The organism is Butyricicoccus porcorum (assembly GCF_002157465.1).
GTDB classification, from domain to species: Bacteria; Bacillota; Clostridia; order Oscillospirales; family Butyricicoccaceae; genus Butyricicoccus_A; species Butyricicoccus_A porcorum.
This window is the reverse complement of the sequence record NZ_NHOC01000005.1, coordinates 302119-320668: the sequence shown is the minus strand read 5'-3', so window position 1 is coordinate 320668 and position 18550 is coordinate 302119. Positions and strand designations below refer to the sequence as shown.

Below are 18550 nucleotides of genomic sequence, written 5' to 3'. Positions count from 1 at the left end.
CTTCATCATGAACAACACTTGAAATCCGGAAGGATTCCCGCATGCTGTTGCCTCGAATCGATCTCGTCTTTGCGAAATATTCGTCATTTTCTAGGTTTTCAGATAGCGTCTAACCCTGTTTTTTCGTCCGGATACACACGCCGATTGCCAGCAAGACCGCCGCAGCGAGTACAACTGGAAACAGCACCAGCTGGTACAAATGCAGCGCATCTGCAAACGAACGGTTTGTCCCGGCGGCCATTGTACAGACAACTCCGGTCAGGATTGCCGCGCCCCATACGATCTGCTGCCCGGAGCCGTGCCGTGCGACTGCCTGCACGCTGCCCGAGAGGAAGTCGAGCAGCAGCGCCGCACGCGCAACCGTGCAGACAATCAGGCTGCCGGAAATCAGAACCTCACCGCGTTGAAAGGATTTTCCAAATTCCAGCACGCTTGCCGCCGTATAGGACGGATAAAATACCGCCTGTGCACCTGCTTCGCCGAGCAGGCAGATATTGCGCACATACAGCAGGCAGAGCAGCACGCCTGCCAGCACACAGGCGCGCAGCAGCCCGGTGCGCGTCTGGCTTCCTGTCCCGCCAAGCGCCGCTGCCGCATAAAATACCTCGCCAAACGGCACAGACAGCAATAGATACGCGCGCGGCAGTACGGTTTGCCAGCCGCCGGACAGCATTGGCCAGAGCTGGTTCCAGTCGAGCTGGCGCACGCTGAGCAGCAGCGACACCGCAAGTGCAATCACAACCACCCAGACGACCGGTTCCGTCCACAGCACCAGCCGTTCGATCCCGCTCTGTGCCGCCGCTGCCGCGCACAAAAGCACTGCCACCGTCAGCAGCCAGACCGGCCACTGCCCGCCGGATACCGTGCGCAGGAAAATCACACCACCCAGCACGGACATACACAGCGACCAGAATGCCAGTGCGGTGAGCACGGTCAGATACAGCCCGCCAAAGACAGAGCCAAACGCCGCTGCAGGCAGATCAAACCACTGCGCCTGCGGCATGCGCTCCGACGGCAGGCAGCACAGCGCCGCAAGCGGCAGGCTGCATGCACAGGCGAGCGCGAGTGCAATCCAGCCGTTGCGCCCGTTTTCCGCCGTCATGGTCAGCGACCAGCCGCTCAGTACGACCAGCAGCAGGCAGGTTGTCTGCCGCCCGTTGATTCGCTTCATCGGCTCCCTCCTTCCGCGCTCTGCGTGCCGCGCAGCGTCACGCGCACGGTAACCGGTGCGGTGCGCCAGTCGATTTCGGAGGAGCTGTGCTGCTCTGCCCAGGTGCGTCCGAAGCCGAGTGCATCACAGCCGGTCTCCTGCAAAGTCCGGATGACCTGGACGCACTGAACCCGCAGCGCTTCGGCTGCCTGTTCCGCCTGTGTTCTGTCCTCACACGAGAGCGACGCTGTGATCGTTACGGTAAACGCCGATGCGTCCGCACGCACCACAGGATCGATACCGGTCAGTGGATAGCGTGTGCTGGTATCGTAGACCGCTGCCCGGTCACCCGTCTGCATCAGCAGACAGAGCACACCGGTCTGTGCCTTGTCCAGCCAGCCGCACAGCACATCGCCGGAAAACAGTGCTGCGCCGTCCAGCACAGCCTGTTCGCCCTCGATGGACACCGCAGGCAGCACCGGGTCAATGCCATCGGATTCCACGCGGTCGAGCACGCGGTACAGCGGCATGTCCGGCGCTTGTGACTGCTTCACTGCAAGCTCAATGCTGTCGCCCAGCGCAAAGCCCGGCGGATCGCCGCTCACGGAGGCGCAGGTGGTGAGCACGGTATCTGCCTGCGCATTTTTTACCGCGCACAGCCGCACGGATGGGCGCACCTCGCTGGATACAGTCAGCGCGCGAATTGTCTCGCGCATGCCGCTCCGCAGAATATCTGTGCCGAGCAGGAGAACGCGCGCATGACTCCAGTACAGCTGGGCATCGCGCCCTGCGCCCGCGTTGTCAATCGCCTGCGCAATGCTGTCTGCCGCCCCGGTTACAGTGATGGACTGCGGAACGGCACTGTCCGGATTGGGAACGGCCAGTTCCGCCGTCAGCAGATATGCACCATTATCCCGTGTGATGGCTCCCGCCGTGACCGGGGACAGATCGCCTGCATCGCGCCAGCTGCATCCACACAGCGACAGGCACAGTAAAATGGCAATTCCTGCGCGCTTCATCGGTTCACCCTGTTCCAGCCCGCCAGAAAGCGGCGGTCGGGCTTCATGGCGAACCACGGAAAACGCAGCAGTACATCGTCATGGCTGCGCGTTTCCGCAGACAAGAGATTTGTCAAATACGGCACGCCGAATGAGGTCAGACGGCACACATGCGCAAGGATGATTCCCAACCCGAGCAGGACACCATATAGTCCGAGCACAGCCGCACAGACCAGCAGGAAAAACCGGTAAATCAGCGTTGCCGTGCGCAGCTTGGGCACGATGAGTGCGGTCACACCGGAAAATGCAATTACAATCACCATCGGCGCGGACACAAAACGCGCTTCAACGGCGGCCTGTCCGAGCACGAGACCGCCGACAATGGACAGCGCCTGCCCGATGGTATCCGGTGTGCGCGTTCCGGCTTCTTTCAAAATTTCAAATACAATCAGCGTTCCAACTGCTTCGGTAAAGGTTGTAAACGGTACGCCCTGCCGCGAGGCGGCAATGGAAAACAGCAGGCGGGTCGGGATCATCTCCTGATGCCAGGTCAGCAGGGAGACATATACCGCAGGCAGTGTCAACGTGAGAACAAAACCCAGCATGCGCAGCCAACGCGTCAGATTGGTGTACAAATAGGAAATATAGTAGTCGTCATTCGCCTGGAAGGTTTCCTGTAAAATATGCGGGATCGTGAGGACAACCGGCGTGCCGTCCACGACGAGCGCAATGCGGCCTTCCAACAGCTTTGCCGCGACGATGTCCGGCCGTTCCGTAAAGCCTGCCGTGGGGAATGGAGAGGTGCGGTTGTCACGGATCATTTCATTGAGATAATTCGCATCGAGCACAGCATCCAGATCAATGTCCTGTACCCGCTGTTTGACGACCTTCAGAATCGTCTGGTCGGCAATTCCATCCAGATAGCATACACAGACAGTCGTATGGGATACCGAACCGACCTGCATAAATTCAAAGCACAGCTGCGGCGTGCGCAAACGGCGTCGGATGAGTGCCAGATTGCCCATAAATACCTCGGTAAAGCCCTCACGCGGTCCGCGCAGCACTTTTTCATTGTCCGGTTCTTCCGGTCCGCGCTTGGCGAAGCCCTTGGTGTTGACCACTGCCGGGCGGCTGTCGCCATCGACCAAAAGAATGGTATCCCCATAGAGGAATGCCGCAAACAGCTTGTCCATGCCGGGATCAAACGGGCAGTCATCAATGTGAAGCACTTCGTGTATAACGGCATCCATCGGCAGCGGCGTGCCATCCCACAGGCTGATCGGTCGGAGAATGCTCTCATTGATCGATTCACTGTTCACCATGCCGTCAAAAAAGAACAGCGCTGCCCGCAGGGCAGGTGAGCCGCGTCCCTGTACGACGCGGCAGATAAAGGTATTGTCATGCGCAAAAAGCTGCTTCATGCGCGCAACATTTTCGTCTAAATCCGTGGTAAAGGAAAAATCAGAAAGATTCATCATACACTTCCCATCTCTTTTTTTCTCGGCTGCTGCGCCCTGTCCATCCAGCTGCCCGGACTGACCGCTGCGGCCCGCAATCTCAGTCCACAGAGGGAAACGGGCGTCCAAACTGTTTGGTGTCAAAGGGATTTTGGACGCCCCCCCTCCATCTGACAGGGCGGGAGAGATGCAAGGGAGGACCCGCCCAAGGGCCCTCCTTTGCGCCGGTATACTGCGTGTTGTTCGCAATATAACCTGCTTCGGGCGGCAAAGCCCTTATGCCAGCTCCTCTGCCAGCTTTTTGCCAAAGGCCCGGATCGCCGCTTCCGCTTCCTGTATCGTATTGGCGCTCGTGCCGCATTCCAGAATCATACTGCCGGTGGTTGCCTGTTCGTTGAAGCGCTGCTTGCGCAGATTGATCGGGCGCATCAGGGTCGGATATTCCGAAAGAATGCTCTTTTGCAGGTTGACCGCAAAATTCAAATTCTGTTTCCAGTTTGGATGGCTCAGGCCGCCCGCATTTGTGCCCATGACAAACATCAGCTGAGCACAGGTTTCACCGTCAATTTCTGAAACAACTTTGTACTCCGTCCCTGAAGAGGTAATCATAGAATCGCGATGCAGGTCGATGATTACTTTGATTGACGGCGTTTTTTCCAACTGTTTTTCAATAATATCCATCGCCCGGTTATAGGATTGGTTATAGCTCGGAGAATCAATGATGGTACGGCAGTGCACCACACCAATGCCCTTTGCTGTGAGCACCTCTGTCAGCACATCGCCGATATATACGACATTGTGTGCCGGGTCTTCGGAACGTCCGCCTTTCTGGTCGACATATGCTTCACTCGCGTGGGTGTGCAGGATCATCACGGTCGGTTCTTCTGTGGATTTGTTCTTCGTGATTTTTACCGGATCGGCGAGCATGGAGGCAAGGTCATAAGACAGCCCGGAAGCATTTTGGACATATACGCCATCCTGCCCGGGATAGCCGCCGCTTTTGCCCGTGATGGTCAGCTGCTTGATGGGTGCACCGTCTGCGGTTTCTGTGGGTGCATCTGACGTATCTACTGCCTTCTGGACATTGGCAGGCGGCGTGAACCGGCTTTCATACACCAGGGCAGACTGTGCATCTGTGTCACAGCTCATGTCAGAATCAGTCAGATTGTCCGGCAGCTGCTGTGCGGATACAACCTCGGAAATGCTGACCTCGCCGGGGTCATGCGTTGAGACCGATTCCCAGCCGAGCGCGCCGATTTCCGATGACAGCGCCGCCTGTACAAAATCGGCATTGCCTGCCAGCTGGGACAGAGCAGCCGTGAGTGTGTCACTTCCGCCCAGTCGGTCAATTACCAGCAGTCCGCCTGCCATCAGCAGGCAGGGGATACACCACAGCGGAATGCCCCTGCTTTTTCGTTTTTTTGCCCGTTTTTGTGCCATAATTCTTCCGCCGCTTTCCCGAAAAAGTGTTTAAGACATCCTATTCGGCGGTGCGGACAGATATGCGCGCTCAGGACAGGAACAGGTCGATGTCTGTGATGTCCAATGTCGGATGCAGGAATAAATTGATGCCGTAGCCGATGACGCGCGCCGCATCGGCGACCTGCTGGTCGACATCCCGTGTCGTGACCAGTACCGGCGTGTGCAGGTCGTCCAGCGCTTCACAGGACGCCCCTGACTGCTCTGCAATATCAGCTGCAAGTGTCGCACCGTCCACCACGGTCGGCACACCGACCGCCAGTACCGGTACGCCGAGCTCCTGTCTGGTCAAAGCTGCACGAGCATTGCCGACACCGGAACCGGGAACAATCCCGGTATCCGTCATCTGGATGGTACACATCAGGCGGGACAGCCGCCGCGCTGCCAGCGCATCAACCGCAATGACCAGGCCGGGACGGATGCGGTCCATTACACCCATGACAATTTCGCCTGTCTCCACACCGGTTGTGCCGAGCACGCCCGGCGCCAGTACGGCGACCGGCCGGAAAGCACGGAACTGTGCAGGGGAACGCTCGACCAGATGCCGTGTGGCAAGCACGCTTTGACAGCACAGCGGACCGATGGCGTCCGGCGTCACGGCGCGGTTGCCCAAGCCGATGACCAGAACCGGTGCGCGGGGGTCGAGCTGCCGCGTGAGCTGTCCCAGTGAATGTGCCACTGCCCGGCAGGCGCGCGGAAAGGCATCTTCCTCTCGACGCAGCAGTGCGTCAACAGACAGGGTATAATAACTGCCCGGCGGCTTGCCAATGCGTTCATCCTCCCGATGGATTTCCACCTGCGTCAGACGGAAGCCCTCCAGATTTTTCTCCGTTTGTACGGCGTTTTGCGTCGTCTGACCACTGTTTTCCAGCACTTCTATTGCTAAATCTGTTCGGATTGCCATGGTTTCCCTCCTCTTTTATCCAGTATGTTCCGTGGGAGCAGATTCTATGTGCAGAAAAAATCAGACGAAAAACGGAAAATATGCTTGATTTTTATTGCGGGGCATGATAAAATCATAGTCACTGACTAATAGATGGAGTAAGGAGGTGGACACAAATGCCGAATATCAAGTCTGCCAAGAAGCGTGTAAAGGTCACGAAGGTCAAGGATGCACGCAATCAGGCTGCACGTTCTCAGCTGAGAACTATTCTGAAGAAGTTTGACACTGCTGTTGCTGGTGAAGATAAGGCTGCCGCAGAGTCTGCATATAAGACTGCGGTCAAGGCTCTTGACAAAGCTGCCGCTGGTCATCTGATTCATAAGAACAAGGCTGCGAACAAGAAGAGCGCACTGACCCTCAAGCTGAACGCGTCCAAGTAAGTTCTTACTTCAGTTGTGAAAAGAAAACGCATCCGGATGGATGCGTTTTTTGTTTGCATTGTGTCAAGGTGGTGCCGGAAGGTCTAACCCGCGCGCACTTGACAGCGATATGCTTTCGTGCTATTCTGAATACAACAAAAAGGAGACATACCGATAGCGGCTGTCCCCTGCGTAAGTTTTAGATTACCAAAGAAGTAACCGCCTTATGTAGGAGTGAGGCGGTTACTTCTTGTCTTTTAGAATCTGAAGTATCAGACTAATCAGTGAAAGAATAAATGTACCGATTGCAAAGAGATCGGTATAAGTAACATAATTCACCAATATCACCCCCTTCATTAAAAAATAGGGAGTGACATCAAGAAGTGTCCTCCCGAACTTGAGTCAGGGGGACAGCCGCCACCGTTATGGTATGTCTCATGGCTATCATACCAGAACATACAGAAACCGTCAATTCAACGCGCAGGATCATAGCAGAACCAGCGCATACTTGACAGCGATATGCTTTCGTGCTATTCTGAATACAACAAAAAGGGAGACATACCGATAGCGGCTGTCCTCCCATATGGTTTTCGCTAAGAAGCAATCGCCTTATGTGAGAAGTCAGGCGGTTGCTTCTCTTTTATCTGGTGATTAGAATGACCAGATTGATGATAGATACAATGAGTGTGCAAAGCTGAAATAATTCAGAATATGTAACATGTCTCATATCATCCACCCCCGATCTGCAAAAGATTTGGGGGCAGAGAATGTCCCCAGAGGAATTCTGTGGGGACAGCCGCCACCGTTAAGGTATGTCTCATGGCTATCATATCAGAACCGACAGAAACCGTCAATCAAAGGAGTTCAAATACATGCATTATCTGGATCATGCGGCGACGACCGCCGTGCTGCCGGAGGCTGCGGAAATTGCCTGCAAGGTGATGACTGAGCAGTTCGGCAATCCGTCAAGCGTACATAAAATGGGCATTGAAGCATCCGGCATTTTGGAACATGCGCGCAAACAGGTCGCCGCAATTCTGAACGCTGACCCGTCAGAGATTACGTTTACCTCCTGCGGCACGGAGGCAACCAATACTGCAATCTTCGGTGCCTGCCGCCGGAAGGGGCGGGGAAAGCATATCATTACGACTGCTATTGAGCATTCTGCGACGTTGAACACCGTCAGACGTCTGGAGCAGGAGGGCTTCGAGGTGACATACCTCCAGCCGGATGCCGATGGGCATATTTCTGTCGATGACCTGCGCGCCGCCATTCGGCCGGATACCGTGCTGCTGACCTGCATGCTGGCGAACAATGAGGTCGGCACATTGCTGCCGGTGAAGGAATTCGGCAAAATCCTGAAGAAAAAAGCGCCAAATGCGCTGTTTCACATCGATGCGGTGCAGGGACTGGCGCGCGTGCCGATCAAGCCGAAGCTGTGGAATGCGGATTTCATCAGCGTCAGCGGGCATAAAATCGGCGCGCCCAAGGGGATCGGCGCACTGTATATTAAAAAGGGCGTGCGCATTCAGCCGCTGATGCTCGGCGGCGGACAGGAACGCGGCATGCGTCCGGGAACAGAAGCGCTGCCCAATATCGCAGCATTCGGAGAGGCCTGCCGCCTGCGTCTGGCGCAGATGGATGAAAATGATGCAAAGGTTGCAGCACTTTGTGCACAGCTCAAAGCAGGGATTGCGGCGCGGTTTCCGTGGGCGGTATATAACGGAAAAAGCGATATCCCGCATGTGGTCAATCTCTCGTTCCCGGGCTGTAAGAGCGAGGTGCTGCTGCGCGTACTCGAGATGCATGATGTCTATGTTTCGTCCGGTTCGGCATGTGCTAAGGGCAAGGCAAGCCATGTGCTCGCCGCGATGAAGCTGGATCACGCGCGTATCGACAGCGCGCTGCGCATCAGCTTTGCGCCGTCCAATACACCGGAGGATGTCGAAGCGCTGCTGAACGCACTGGAAGAGGGCACAAAACGGCTGAGACGGGAATAAACTATGGCTTTCGAGCGTGCATCTGTCTGATGGGATGGGTGCACGCTTTTTTTGCGCAAAGTAATCTATATATAGTAACGAACGAGCGGGGCGATTTGGGACACTTTTTTAAAAAACGGATAAAAAATTTTTAAGGAAAGTTTTGTATATTATATCTGTTTATAAATTTTAGGGAAAAATCTATAATTAGGGTATAAGAAAAACTAGGCGCTATCTGAAAACCAAGAAAATAACGAATATTTCGCAAAGGCGAGATTGGTTCAAGTCAAAAGCACGCTGAAATTCTTTCGGATTTCAAGTGTTTTTAACGGAGAAGCAGTCCGTATTTGTAGAAAAAGTCAAAATTTTTAACTTTTTCAGATACGCCCTATCCCTTTTTCAAAACAATAAAAATTGCAGAAGTCGTGAGGGATATCTGCCGGCTTCTCCCGGGCCCGGTGTACAGAGGAGAGGATTTCCGTGAAAGCGAATAGGCAACGCTCTTTTAACTGGACAACGTGGGGCATTATTTTGATATTTTCCCCGATAGTTTGTTACCTTTTGTTGATTTACCTGAAAGATTTTATCCGCATCACCCCAGTTGCAGGTTTTCTGGCTCCGCTGCTGCTCTATCAGTCATCTGTTGTCTGTCTGGTCATTGGCGCTCTGCGTAGCAATCCGATTCGGCGGTATGGCTGCCTGCGGGCAGCAGGCTTTGTACTGATTGACATTGCAGTTTCTTTTGTTTGGTTTGCCCTGTGGAATCCACAGGCGACGTGGGTCTTTCCGATCCCGCTTTCGGTCATCGCAGTTGTCCTGCTTGCGGCGATCCTCCTGTGCTTTGTGTTTTCCACTCCACCGGGGCGGAAATAAACAGAATCGCGCGGCGCACACTGGTACGGTGTGCGCTTTTTCTTGAAAACCTGCACGCGCTGTGCTAAGATAGCAGATGAATCATCGGAAAATCTATCACTTGAATGAGGTTTTGCATATGAAAGAAGTTTTGCTGTTAAAGCTCGGCGAGGTCGTGCTCAAGGGTCTGAACCGCCGCCGGTTTGAAAGCCGTCTGATTGCCAACCTGCGCCGCCGTCTGGAGAAGGTCGGCAAGTGCAGCGTGTACACCATGCAGTCGACCATTTATGTCGAGCCTGCGGATGGCGTGGACATGGACGAGGTGCTCGAGGCGGTGCACAATGTGTTTGGCATTGTCGCCATCTGCCGTGCGGCCGTATGTGAAAAGGATATGGACGCCATCTGGGAGACCGTCAACACCTATCTCGCGGATGAGCTGGAGAGCGCAGAGCGCTTCAAGGTCGAAGCAAAGCGCTCGGATAAAAAATTCCCGCTCAATTCGATTCAGATTTGCCAGAAAATCGGCGGCGATCTGGATGACAAATATGACAACCTGATTCCGGACATGCACAATCCCAACCTGCGCGTGACAATTGAAATCCGCGACAAGGCGGCGTATGTTCATGCCGGAAAAATGCCCGGCCCGGGCGGCATGCCGGTGGGTACGAACGGCAAGGCGGCACTGCTGCTGTCCGGCGGCATCGACTCGCCGGTCGCGGGCTATATGATGGCGAAGCGCGGACTGGAGCTGTGTGCCGTGCATTTCTTCAGCTATCCGTATACCTCTGAGCGTGCAAAAGAAAAAGTGATGGAGCTGGCGGAGCAGCTGACGCATTACGCGGGTCGCATGGAGGTCTTTGTTGTCCCGTTCACGGAGATTCAGGAAGCCATCCGCGACAACTGCCCGGAAGATATGTTCACGCTGATTATGCGTCGGTTTATGATGCGCCTTGCGGAAAAGGTCGCATTGGAGCATGAAGCGGGTGCACTGATTACCGGTGAAAGCCTGGGACAGGTCGCTTCGCAGACGATGGAGGCGATGAATGTCACGGGCGCGGTCTGCTCCATTCCGGTCTTCCGTCCGGTTATCGGCATGGATAAAGAAGAAATCGTACAGATTTCCCGCAAAATCGGCACATTTGAGACGTCAATTCTGCCGTATGAGGACTGCTGTACGGTATTCACACCGAAGCATCCGCTGACCCGCCCCAAGAAGTTCAAGGTCGAGGAAGCGGAGCGCGCACTGGATGTCAATGCGCTGGTGGAACGTGCACTGGCAAACGTGGAGAGCGTCGTGCTGTAAAAACAGAATAAAATTTGTATCAGATGACGAGATAAAATCAGAAGCACACATATTCGCTTAGCAGATATGTGTGCTTTTTTGTGTAGAGCAATACTTCCTTAATGTTATATGTCCGAAAGTTGTAGAAAATGGACAGTTTACTTGTGAGAAAAATATTTTTCAAAATTGTATATATTTCATGTTGATAGATGTTCATGACCGTGTTATAATTGAGAACACAATTAACAATGAATAAATCATAGAGACTTATTATGATAAATGGAGGTGAAACTATATTTAAAAATGGAAGACATGCAAACATTTAATTGAACGAGAGGTGAGGATTATGTTGAAAAAATTTTTATCGTTTGTTCTTTGTGGAGCGATTAGTATGACAATGTATGCTCCTGCATTAGCTATTGACGGAAAGGAGGAAATTGTAGGCAAAAACTCTGATGATATTGTCCAAAGTTTTTGTGTAGATAATATAGAATATGTGGAAGAACGAACGGATGATGGAATATTTATGCTGTCATCATATGTGAACGGTAATCTTTACGATAGAGTAACCATTCAGATGGGCGAAGATGAAATGCTCTACGAAAAATTTGTAACAGATGAACAGAATGACGAAGAGAATTGCAGTTTGGATTCTGAGTCAGAAATGAGGGAAATCTATAAAATTTCTGATATTATCATTCCGAGTAATGCAGTAACAGGCAGCGCTCGTGCAGGATATACACCGAAGAAAGGTTCGCTGGGAAGCGTTCGGTATAAAACGACAGGTACAAGTGGAACTGTTTATCGGACTCTTTCATTTACATCTAGTTTGGTAGGTACGACTTCTGGTTCTTTTGACGTAAACAAAGGGGCAGGAACTGCGTGGACAGTTATTTTTTCTGCGATTTGCGCAGGTTTTTCTTATGGGATAGGAGTAACAATGGCAAAAGCTATAGCAGTAGCGGTTGCTGGAAATATTGTTGGAACTGTGACTTCGTCAGCGTTTGTAACTTCTATCAATGGCACTTGTTATGAATATAATGTTACAGCCAAGACAACAGATGGCAGGAGCGATACACATGGCGGAGAGACTTATTATGGTAAAATTAAAAAGAATGGAGTTTGGAAGAGCGGGCAAACGGTTTATGCAAATTATTATCCAGAATTTATCTCCCGAAAGGATAACTCTGTTGCCTCTTGGTTTTATCAGGATTTTTGGGTTGATTCGTCGTTTAGCGTAGTTTGGTAATTGGAAGAGGATAATGAAGCATCGAACAAAACGCCTACAGCCATTTGTCGTGCAGCTGGGATGCATCGGTTTCCTGCTCGCCATTGTGTCTGTGCTGGTTGATGTTCTATGGTCACAGAACAATCTTGCCGCCTTTGACGCAGATGAAATTGAGCGCGGGGTTCCGGCTTTTTTGACAGAATGCATGCGTGACGGCGAAGAGACTTTTGTCGGAGAGCAGGCGGAGGAAATCACCTGCCGTGTCGTCCTATTGGAGGAGGATGCAGCATTGGTAGAGGTCACCGCGAAACAAGATGGGGAAGCACTTATTTCGCGTCGCGCATTGCACAGACAGGCGTTTACCGGCAAGTACCAGCTGGCATACCGATCGATTGAAGACCGGGAGCTGCACATGGATGTGTACCCGGAGGGTGGGATAGGATACACCGGGTCGACCTTTGCCCGGCATTATCGGTATACCGTCGCTTCGGATACCAATACCATCGTGGCGCGGAATCACGGCTGGACTGCGCGGATAGTACAGCTTGTATGCCTATGGGTGTTCTGCATCGGGATATGGCTGCTGTACCGCAGGAGACAAAAACAGAAATAATAGCAGAGCGTGCATATGGGAAAGCCATGTGCACGCTTTTTCTTGTGCTTGCAGAAGCGCTGTGCTAAGATAAAAATATAGCAATTATTTGAAAACGATAGGAAAACGCATAAATCGACAGGACACGCGGCGCAGGGGCGGTACAATCATGCCGTGCGCCGCAGATGTTTTGTTTGCCGATAGGAGGGAATGTTTGGAATGAAAGCGGAAATCATTGCCGTGGGAACTGAGATTCTGCTGGGCGATATTGTGAACACGGACGCACAGGTCATTTCGCTGGGCTTGGATGAGCTGGGGATTGATGTCTATTACCAGACGGTGGTCGGGGATAACCCGGAGCGCCTGCGCGCCGTGCTGGATATCGCGCGGGAGAGGTCTGACCTCATTATCACGACAGGCGGTCTGGGGCCGACGCTGGATGATCTGACGCGCGAGACCATTGCGGATGCATTTGGGAAAGAGCTCGTGCTGCACCAGCCGTCATTGCGCCGCATCACGGCGTTTTTTGACCGCATCGGGCGTGAGATGACGCCGAACAACATCAAGCAGGCCATGCTGCCCGCGGGCTGCACCGTATTGCCGAACGACTGGGGCACGGCACCGGGCTGCGCGTTTGAGGCGGACGGGGTACATGTGCTGATGCTGCCCGGCCCTCCGCGCGAGTGTACACCGATGTTCCGCACGGCAGGCATGGCATATCTGGCCAGATTGGCGGGCGGTGTGATTGTGTCACACAACATCCATATTTTTGGCATGGGTGAGTCGCAGATGGAGGATCAGCTGCACGACCTGATGGAGGCGGGACGCAATCCGACACTTGCTCCCTATGCGAAGGACGGCGAATGTCTGGTGCGCGTGACGGCAAAGGCAGAATCTGCCGAAAAAGCAGAACAGCTGCTTGCCCCGGCCGTACAGCAGGTGTGCGACCGGCTCGGCGATGTGGTATATGGCGTTGATGTGGGCAGTCTGGAGCAGGCGGCGGCCAGAGAGCTGACCGCACGCGGACTGACCCTTTCTGTCGCAGAGAGCTGCACAGGGGGTCTGCTGTCCAAACGCATCACCGATGTTGCGGGTGCATCGAAATTTTACAAGGGCGGCGCCTGCACGTACTGCAATGAGATCAAGAGGAAAATCCTCGGTGTCAGCAAAGAAACACTGGACAGATATACGGCAGTGTCTGTGCAGACGGCGGAGGAAATGGCGCGCGGCATCGCGCAGGTGTATGGCACGGATATCGGCATCGGCATTACAGGCTATGCCGGGCCGGACGGCGGTGAGGATGGCACACCGGTTGGAACCATTCATATTGGTATATGTTTCCAGGGAAAAGCGCAGGTGCGCACCATTTGCTCTCCGCGCGGCAGGGAAAATGCGCGCCGCGACGCCGCAAACCATGCACTTGACATGATCCTGCGGGCAGCGAAAAAGGGAGCGAATGGCTGAGGAAAATTGGCTTCGTGAAATTCGTGTAAAAATCAACATTTTTTCTGGACTTGTTCGGACGGATGTTGTATAATATTCCTACAAATGAGAAAAGTTGTTCGTGCTCTGTGTACGGATAAAACAAAAATTCCCGAAAAAGCAGTGGCTTTTTCGGTATTTCTCATGTTCAGCCGGTTTTCTGGGGGAGAGGAGATGACGCCGATGGAGAAGGAACGCCTTGCGCCTTCCGACAGAGAGCATCTGCGACGTTTTCACGACGGGACAGAGTTCCGCGCCTGGGATTGGTTTGGCGCACATATTGAAAAGCGCGGGGACTGTGAGGGTACGGTCTTCCGCCTGTGGGCGCCGCATGCCGCCGACGTGTCTGTCATCTGTGAGGGAAACGGATGGCTGCGCGATCTCGCGCCCATGACGCGGACGGAGGAAGACCCGTCCGTCTGGACATGCTTCCTGCCAGAAGCAAGCCGGTTTGAAAGTTACAAATACAGCATCCGCACGCCGGAGGGTCAGGTGTTTGACAAGTCCGACCCGTTTGCGTTCCATGCGGAGACCCGGCCGCACACCGCCTCCAAGGTGTACGACCTAAAGGGCTACGAATGGCACGACCGCGAGTGGATGCGGCGGAAAAGGCCTGACAGCGCGCCCATGAACATCTATGAGGTGCATTTCGGTTCGTGGCAGGTGCGGGAGGACAGTTCGTTTTATTCCTATCGGGAAATGGCGGACAGGCTCATTCCATATGTCTGTGACATGGGATATACCCATCTCGAGCTGCTGCCGCTGATGGAACACCCGTTTGACGGTTCCTGGGGCTATCAGGCACTTGGATGGTTCGCGGCAACCAGCCGGTACGGCACGCCGCACGACCTGATGTACTTCATCGACCGGTGCCATCAGGCAGGTCTCGGCGTCATTCTCGACTGGACGGCGGCGGGATTCCCGGGCGATGCACACGGCCTGCTGTGCTTTGACGGCGCGCCGTGCTATGAATGCGCCCCGCCGGATGACGAGATGCCGTTCGGTATGCGGCGGTTTGATTTCAGCCGGGGCGAGGTCGTATCGTTTTTGCTGTCGTCCGCCATGTTCTGGCTCTCCGAATTCCATGCGGACGGCCTGCGCGTCAGCTCGGTACAGCCGATGCTGTTCCTCGACTACGAGCGCGGGGACGGACAGTGGACAGCCAACCGGTACGGCGAAAATGTCAACCTTGAGGGCGCGGCATTCCTGCGCACGCTGACCGACAGCGTAAAGGAGCAGTATCCGCACGCGATGCTGATTGCGAGCAGCACCGGCCTGTGGCCTTCGGTCACCAAGCCGACCACGCTCGGCGGTCTGGGCTTCGCGCGCATGTGGCATGACGACTGGGTGCGTCAGCTGCTGGAGCACACCGAGGGACTGCCTGATGACGAGGAGGCGTTCTCCGACTGGCTGACCGTCTCGCTGATGAACAGCATGGGAGAGCATTACGTTCTGCCGCTGTCGCACGATGCGGTGTCACATGGCGACGGCTCACTGCTGGCACGCATGCCCGGCGGATACAACGAAAAGTTCGCGCGCCTGCGCACGCTGTACGGCTTTGTGATGGCACATCCGGGCGAAAAGCTGCTGTTTATGGGCGGCGAATTCGCACAGTTTACCGAGTGGGCATGCCACCACGGGCTGGACTGGATGCTGCTGGATTATGAGACACACCGGCAGATGCGCGAATATGTGCGGGGGCTCAATCTGTTCTACAAAAGCAGTCCCGCGCTGTGGGAGTGGAACGGAAGCACCGATGCCTTCCACTGGCTCGACCGGGGCGATGTTCGGCCCGGACTGCTCGCCTTTGCGCGCTGCGGCCCGGCGGGAGAGCAGCTTCTGGCAGTGGTCAATTTCACCGGACAGCGCATTTCCGGCTATTCGCTCCGAATGGATGCGCCGGGCGCATGGGAGGAAGTCTTTTCCTCTGAATGCGTGTGCTACGGCGGCGACGGTCGAACCGGCGGCGTGCGGCGCACCGCGCAGTCCGCAGACGGAAAACACCGTCTGACCATACCGATTCCGGCACACAGCGTGCAGTTCTTTGAACCTGTGTCCGGATAACCTATTTTTTTCAGAAGGCATTGTCCACAGGGACATTGTTTTCATACACAAGTGAATACACAAGAGAAGTCAAGAGAAATAAGTTTAGTTTGGAGAGGGGAGCCTTTCCTTAATCTAACGAAAGATTGGAGCAGAAAGAATGTCTAGGAAAAAAGAATGCGTTGCAATGCTGCTGGCCGGCGGCCGTGGCAGCAGATTGTATGTACTGACCCAGGACGTAGCGAAGCCGGCAGTGCCGTTTGGCGGCAAATACCGTATCATCGACTTCCCGCTGTCCAACTGTGTCAATTCCGGCATCGACACCGTCGGTGTTCTGACGCAGTATGAGCCGCATGTCCTGAACGTGTATCTGGCAAACGGCCAGACTTGGGATCTTGACCGCCTGAATGGCGGCGTCTATGCCCTGCCTCCGTATGAGGGCGGCAAGGGCTCGGAGTGGTACAAGGGTACTGCAAACGCGATCTATCAGAACATCAGCTTTATCGATGAATATGATCCGGAATATGTCCTGATCCTGTCCGGCGACCATATCTATAAGATGGACTATGACAAGATGCTCGACCAGCACAAGGAAAAGAATGCGGCGGCTACCATCGCAGTTCTCAATGTCACGCTGGAGGAAGCAAAGCGCTTCGGCATCATGAACTGCAACCCGGACGGTTCGATCTATGAATTCGAGGAAAAGCCGGCTCAGCCGAAGAGCACCCTCGCATCCATGGGTATCTACATCTTTACCTGGTCCAAGCTGCGCAAGTACCTCATCGAGGACGAGAACAATCCGGAATCTTCCAACGATTTCGGCAAGAACATCATCCCGGCTATGCTGGCGCGCGGTGAAAACCTCCAGACCTACCGCTTCGACGGCTACTGGAAGGATGTCGGAACCATCGAGTCTCTGTGGGAGGCAAATATGGATCTGCTGTCGCCAGATTCCGGCCTGAACCTCGACGACGAGAACTGGCGCATTTACGGCCGTACCACCGGTGCTCCTCCGCACTTCACCGGCCGCAATGCAGACGTCAAGCATTCGCTCGTCAGCGAGGGCTGTGAGGTAGAAGGCCATGTCAACAATTCTGTCCTGTTCCCGAACGTCACGGTTGAGGAAGGCGCGAACATCGAGTATTCCATCATTATGCCGGGCGCAACGGTTGAAAAGGGTGCAACTGTCAAGTATTCCATTGTAGCAGAGGACGCTCATATCTGCGCAGGCGCCACGGTCGGCAACGCTCCGAGCGAAGTCGAGGCAGACCAGTGGGGCGTTGCGGTTATCGCTTCCAAGACCGTCGTCGGCAAGAAGGCTGTCGTTGCGGCGAAGCAGATGATCGCGGAAAATATTCCGGACGTAGAATGAGGTGGAAATAAATGAAAAACACACTTGGTATTATCATTGGTTTTGATAACAACAACGATCTGCGCGAGCTGACGGAGCACCGCCCGGTGGCATCGGTTCCGTTCGGCGGCCGCTATCGTGTCGTAGATTTTATGCTGTCCAACTTTGTCAACTCCGGCTGCTACAACGTCGGCGTTGTCATGAGAGATAAGTATCAGTCCCTGATGGATCATCTGGGCTCCGGCAAGGATTGGGATCTGTCCCGCAAGCGCGGCGGCATGATGCTGTTCCCGCCGAATGCATTCGCACCGAAGTCTTCCCCGCTGGTAACCGAGAACTATCACACCTCTCTGGAGGCACTCGGCTCCATCAGCGACATGCTTCAGAAGAGCAAGTGCGAGCATGTTGTCATCTCGAATGCCGACATCGTTGCAAACATCCCGCTGGATGAGGCAATGCGCGAGCACAAGAAGACCGGCGCTGACATGACCATCGTCTGCACCAAGGACTCCGAGGGCGGCCCGCTGGATATGTTTGTCAACCTTTCGCCCCGCCATGAGGTCAACGACATCCGCAACGGCGACAACATGGGCGGCAAGTGCAAGTACAAGGGTCTGGGCATCTATATCATGAAGCGCAAGTACCTCATCAATCTGCTGTCCGATTGTGTCACCCATAACCTGACCTCCTTCGAGCGCGATGCGATGCAGCATGTATTCAATCGCGGCGATGCGATTCAGGGCTATGTATTCGACAAGTATGTTGCGAAGATTGAAGACGTCAAGAGCTACTTCTCCGCTTCGATGGACATGCTGGACAAGGATATCCGCGATCAGGTCTTCCTGAAGAGCCGTCCGATCCTGACCAAGATTCACGATTCCGCACCGACCTATTACGGTGAAGATGCCGTTGTCAGCGACAGCCTGATTGCTGACGGCTCCCGCATTGAGGGCACGGTTGAAAATTCCATTATCTTCCGTGGCTGCAAGATTGCCAAGGGCGCAGTTGTCAAGGATTCCATCATCATGCAGAGCGGCGTTATCTCCGAAGGTGTTGAGCTGTCCTATGTCGTCACCGACAAGGGCGTTACCATCCGTGAGGATCGCAAGATGATGGGTCATGCAACCTATCCGATTGCTATCGCAAAGAACACGATTGTATAAGAGATATTATATTCCGAAACGATTCAAGGACGAATCATAAATCCGGAATCAGCCGGGAGGACGGATTGCCTGCAATTCGCTCTCCCGGTTTTCTTTTAGGCGGAATCGGAGACCCGGCAATGCGGTTCCCGATCTGCCATGGATTCAGAGCATCTTTTCCGCCCCGGCGCGCAGTCCGCAGCGGAAAAAAGT

Annotated in this window: 16 protein-coding genes; 10 read left to right on the top strand and 6 right to left on the bottom strand. The window is 54.3% G+C overall.

The features are described 5' to 3' along the window. Positions 1–109: 109 nt before the first annotated feature. From CBW42_RS07300 to gpr, 5 genes are all read right to left on the bottom strand, one after another. The gene (locus CBW42_RS07300) at positions 110–1171 is read right to left on the bottom strand and encodes a GerAB/ArcD/ProY family transporter (RefSeq protein WP_087019256.1); all 1062 of its coding nucleotides are present in this window, start codon (positions 1169–1171) and stop codon (positions 110–112) included. Further along, a complete protein-coding gene (locus tag CBW42_RS07295; RefSeq protein ID WP_087019253.1) occupies positions 1168–2169 on the bottom strand; it encodes a Ger(x)C family spore germination protein in 1002 nt (333 codons plus the stop codon). The genes CBW42_RS07300 and CBW42_RS07295 overlap by 4 nt, the downstream gene beginning before the upstream one ends. Beyond that, positions 2166–3626, bottom strand: coding sequence for a spore germination protein (locus CBW42_RS07290; protein WP_133058279.1), 1461 nt, complete (start codon positions 3624–3626; stop codon positions 2166–2168). The genes CBW42_RS07295 and CBW42_RS07290 overlap by 4 nt, the downstream gene beginning before the upstream one ends. A gap of 255 nt (positions 3627–3881) precedes the next feature. Beyond that, positions 3882–5045, bottom strand: coding sequence for a stage II sporulation protein P (gene spoIIP / locus CBW42_RS07285; protein WP_087019246.1), 1164 nt, complete (start codon positions 5043–5045; stop codon positions 3882–3884). Positions 5046–5115: 70 nt separating this feature from the next. After that, the gene (gene gpr / locus CBW42_RS07280) at positions 5116–5988 is read right to left on the bottom strand and encodes a GPR endopeptidase (protein ID WP_087019243.1); all 873 of its coding nucleotides are present in this window, start codon (positions 5986–5988) and stop codon (positions 5116–5118) included. A 155-nt stretch (positions 5989–6143) separates the two neighbouring features. On the opposite strand from gpr, the gene rpsT reads away from it, so the two are divergent. Next, positions 6144–6407, top strand: a complete 264-nt coding sequence (gene rpsT / locus CBW42_RS07275) for a 30S ribosomal protein S20 (protein WP_087019240.1) — start codon at positions 6144–6146, stop codon at positions 6405–6407. Between the two features lie 222 nt (positions 6408–6629). On the opposite strand, the gene CBW42_RS15350 is transcribed toward rpsT, so the two are convergent. Then, positions 6630–6743 (bottom strand): hypothetical protein, encoded by a 114-nt coding sequence (locus tag CBW42_RS15350; protein ID WP_407922957.1) that lies wholly within the window; start codon positions 6741–6743, stop codon positions 6630–6632. A 515-nt stretch (positions 6744–7258) separates the two neighbouring features. Here CBW42_RS15350 and CBW42_RS07270 point away from each other — a divergent pair. From CBW42_RS07270 to glgD, 9 genes are all read left to right on the top strand, one after another. Beyond that, entirely contained in the window at positions 7259–8386 is a 1128-nt protein-coding gene (locus tag CBW42_RS07270; RefSeq protein WP_087019237.1) for a cysteine desulfurase family protein, read from the top strand. Positions 8387–8929: 543 nt separating this feature from the next. Next, a complete protein-coding gene (locus tag CBW42_RS07265; RefSeq protein WP_087019234.1) occupies positions 8930–9238 on the top strand; it encodes a hypothetical protein in 309 nt (102 codons plus the stop codon). 118 nt (positions 9239–9356) lie between these two features. Then, positions 9357–10520, top strand: a complete 1164-nt coding sequence (thiI, locus tag CBW42_RS07260) for a tRNA uracil 4-sulfurtransferase ThiI (protein ID WP_087019231.1) — start codon at positions 9357–9359, stop codon at positions 10518–10520. A 325-nt stretch (positions 10521–10845) separates the two neighbouring features. After that, a complete protein-coding gene (locus CBW42_RS07255; RefSeq protein ID WP_087019227.1) occupies positions 10846–11748 on the top strand; it encodes a hypothetical protein in 903 nt (300 codons plus the stop codon). Between the two features lie 13 nt (positions 11749–11761). Then, positions 11762–12340 (top strand): hypothetical protein, encoded by a 579-nt coding sequence (locus CBW42_RS07250; RefSeq protein WP_087019224.1) that lies wholly within the window; start codon positions 11762–11764, stop codon positions 12338–12340. A gap of 198 nt (positions 12341–12538) precedes the next feature. Beyond that, positions 12539–13783, top strand: a complete 1245-nt coding sequence (locus CBW42_RS07245; RefSeq protein WP_087019221.1) for a competence/damage-inducible protein A — start codon at positions 12539–12541, stop codon at positions 13781–13783. Between the two features lie 201 nt (positions 13784–13984). Continuing rightward, positions 13985–15865, top strand: a complete 1881-nt coding sequence (glgB, locus tag CBW42_RS07240) for a 1,4-alpha-glucan branching protein GlgB (RefSeq protein ID WP_165761099.1) — start codon at positions 13985–13987, stop codon at positions 15863–15865. Between the two features lie 139 nt (positions 15866–16004). After that, positions 16005–17216: a glucose-1-phosphate adenylyltransferase gene (locus tag CBW42_RS07235; protein ID WP_087019215.1), complete on the top strand. Its 1212-nt coding sequence runs from the start codon at positions 16005–16007 to the stop codon at positions 17214–17216. Between the two features lie 11 nt (positions 17217–17227). Beyond that, complete coding sequence (gene glgD / locus CBW42_RS07230; protein ID WP_087019212.1) at positions 17228–18358, top strand: glucose-1-phosphate adenylyltransferase subunit GlgD; 1131 nt, start codon at positions 17228–17230, stop codon at positions 18356–18358. The last annotated feature ends 192 nt before the right edge of the window (positions 18359–18550 follow it).